Genomic DNA, 2,716 nt, shown 5'->3' with positions numbered 1-2,716 from the left:
CATCTGGAAGCCGCCGCAAATGCCCACGACATGGCCGCCGCGCTTGCGATGCGCAAGAAGGTCGCGATCCCAACCGTTCTCGCGGAATTTCAAGAGATCGCCGATTGTCGACTTCGAGCCTGGAATGACCACCAGCCCGGCATCGGCGGGCAGCGGCTTTCCCGGCGGCACGAACACCACCTCGACCTGCGGCTCAGCCTTGAGCGGGTCGAGATCGTCGAAATTGGCGATGCGGCCAAGCATCGGCACCGCCACCTTCAGCGCGCGCGCTTCGCCGGACGCCAGCCGCTCCAGCACCACCGAATCTTCCGAAGGCAAGCGTGCCGCCGCCTTCAGCCACGGAACGACACCGAAACAGCGCCAGCCCGTGAATGTCTCGATCGACTTCAGGCCGTCGTCAAACAGCGAAACGTCGCCGCGGAACTTGTTGATGAGGTAGCCGGCGATCATGCGCCGGTCCTCTTCCGGGAGGATCAGATGCGTGCCGGCCACCGAAGCGATGACGCCGCCGCGATCGATGTCGCCGACCAGCACCACGGGCACGTCGGCGCGCGTGGCAAAGCCCATATTGGCGATGTCGCGGCTGCGCAGGTTGATCTCGGCCGGCGAGCCGGCGCCCTCGACGATGACCAGATCGGCGCCCTCGCCGACCTTGCCCCAGGAGTCCAGCACGGCGTCCATCAGCCGGCCCTTCATCGCCTGGTAGTCGCGCGCCCGCGCTTCCCCGAACATTTTGCCCTGCACGATGACCTGCGCGCCGACATCGGTCTGCGGCTTCAGCAGCACCGGGTTCATGTGGACCGATGGCGCGACACCGCAAGCGATCGCCTGCAGCCATTGCGCGCGGCCGATCTCACCGCCGCCGGCATTGTTGTCACCTGGAATTTCGGCGACGGCGGCATTGTTCGACATGTTCTGCGGCTTGAACGGCCGCACCTTCAGCCCACGCTTTTTTGCCGCGCGGCAGAGGCCGGCGACCAGCACGGTCTTGCCCACGTCGGAACCCGTGCCTTGCAGCATGATCGCTTTGGCCATCAGTCCCTGCCCTGCGCCACGGTTCCGGTGATATCGGATTTCTGCGCCAACGGCCCGCCGCGCCAGATGTACAGCGCCAGCAACGGGTCTTTGCCCGTGCGCATGGCGTGATTGACGTTGGAAGCGTGATGAACGACCTCGCCGGCCGTACGCATGCAAAAGCCGCTCTCGCCCATGCGCCATTCGGTGCCGCCGGTCAGCGGAATGTAGATTTCCTCGGCGACGTGATGGTGGTCGGGATAGACGATATCTGGTCCAAGAATCAGCAGGCCGGCGGCGGCCGCGTCATTGGCAAAGTGGCCACGTGTGCCGAACACTTCCAGCCAGCCGTAATTCTCGATGAACTCTTTCCCGAAGTCCGCCTCGCCATAAGTCTGCCCCCAGCGGAAATCATTCCGACGTTCGGCAAGCAGTTGCACCAGCGGCTTGGCATCCGGAGGCGCCAGTTCGGCGGCGCGATCGAGATGGCGCAGGCAGGCAAGCGGACGCGGCTCCAGCGTGCGAGCCGGCATGTCCCAGCCGATCCGGGCCACGGCATCGCGCATCAGGACGTGATCCACGGTCGCAAGGTATGCGTGGAACCGGCCCAGCAGTTCATCGAATTTTGTCGTCATATCTTGCTCCGGACATGCATTGATGCACAGCCGCTCCGCAGGGGATCGGGTTGCGCGGCGGCATCATTGGTCTAGATTGGTGCGCGCGCAAAGCCAAAAACAACAGGCCAGCGAGCTAGCTGGCCAGCACACAGGGAGCACGCCATGGACGCCGCGGTCGATGCGAGCACCAGCCAATTCGAACTCAACGAGGAGCAGCGCGCCATCCAGGAGATGGCGCAGGCCTTCGCCGCCGACCGTGTCGCACCGAATGCGCTCGATTGGGACCGCAACAAGCATTTCCCGGCCGACGTGATCCGCGAGACCGGTCCGCTCGGGCTCGGCGGCATCTATATCAGGGACGATGTCGGTGGCTCGGCACTTGGCCGGCTCGACGCCGTGCTGATCTTTGAGGCGCTGTCGCACGCCGATCCGGCCTTTTCGTCCTTCATCTCGATCCACAACATGGTGGCCTCGATGATCGACCGTTTCGGCAATGACGAACAGCGCCAGCGCTTCCTGCCCAAGCTCACTTCGATGGAATGGCTGGCCAGCTACTGCCTGACCGAGCCAGGCTCCGGCTCCGATGCCGCGGCGCTCAAGACCCGTGCGGTGAAGAGCGGCGGCGACTATGTGCTCAACGGCACCAAACAGTTCATCTCCGGCGCCGGCGACAGCGATGTCTATGCCGTCATGGTGCGCACCGGCGCGGACGGGCCGAAAGGCATTTCCACCATCGTCGTGCCCAGAGATGCGCCGGGCCTCTCCTTTGGGGCAAACGAGCACAAGATGGGCTGGCACATGCAGTCGACCCGCCAGGTCATCTTCGAGGATTGCAAGGTGCCGGCGGAGAACCTTCTGTCCGACGAAGGCGCTGGCTTCGGCATCGCCATGGCCGGGCTCGACGGCGGCCGGCTGAACATCGCCGCCTGTTCGCTGGGCGGCGCGCAGTCGGCGCTCGACAAGGCGCTGTCCTACACCGCCGAGCGCAAGGCTTTCGGCTCGAAGATCAATCAATTCCAGGCGCTGCAATTCAGGCTGGCCGACATGGAGACCGAGCTGCAGGCGGCGCGTATCTTCCTTTATGC

3 protein-coding genes are annotated in these 2,716 nt (G+C 64.7%); 1 reads left to right on the top strand and 2 read right to left on the bottom strand.

Going from position 1 to position 2,716, the window contains the following annotated elements:
• Together EOA22_RS30070 and EOA22_RS30065 are read right to left on the bottom strand one after the other, a co-directional pair.
• Positions 1-1,035: cobyric acid synthase (locus EOA22_RS30070; RefSeq protein WP_127390451.1), on the bottom strand; the 1,035-nt coding region annotated here is incomplete at its 3' end.
• A complete protein-coding gene (locus tag EOA22_RS30065; RefSeq protein ID WP_063168187.1) occupies positions 1,035-1,649 on the bottom strand; it encodes a dimethylsulfonioproprionate lyase family protein in 615 nt (204 codons plus the stop codon). The genes EOA22_RS30070 and EOA22_RS30065, both read right to left, overlap by 1 nt.
• Before the next feature lie 144 nt (positions 1,650-1,793).
• On the opposite strand from EOA22_RS30065, the gene EOA22_RS30060 reads away from it, so the two are divergent.
• Positions 1,794-2,716 (top strand): acyl-CoA dehydrogenase family protein (locus EOA22_RS30060; RefSeq protein ID WP_127390450.1); only part of this gene is annotated, 923 nt, incomplete at its 3' end.

It is taken from the genome of Mesorhizobium sp. M7A.F.Ca.US.014.04.1.1, assembly GCF_003998745.1.
Classification (GTDB): Bacteria; Pseudomonadota; Alphaproteobacteria; order Rhizobiales; family Rhizobiaceae; genus Mesorhizobium; species Mesorhizobium ciceri.
Note: the sequence above shows the minus strand (reverse complement) of the source record. Positions and strands in the feature narration are given on the sequence as shown.

What these genes read in the sequence shown, in the direction of transcription:
- EOA22_RS30065 (WP_063168187.1), bottom strand. Translation starts at nt 1,649, where the DNA reads ATGACGACAAAATTCGATGAACTGCTGGGCCGGTTCCACGCATACCTT.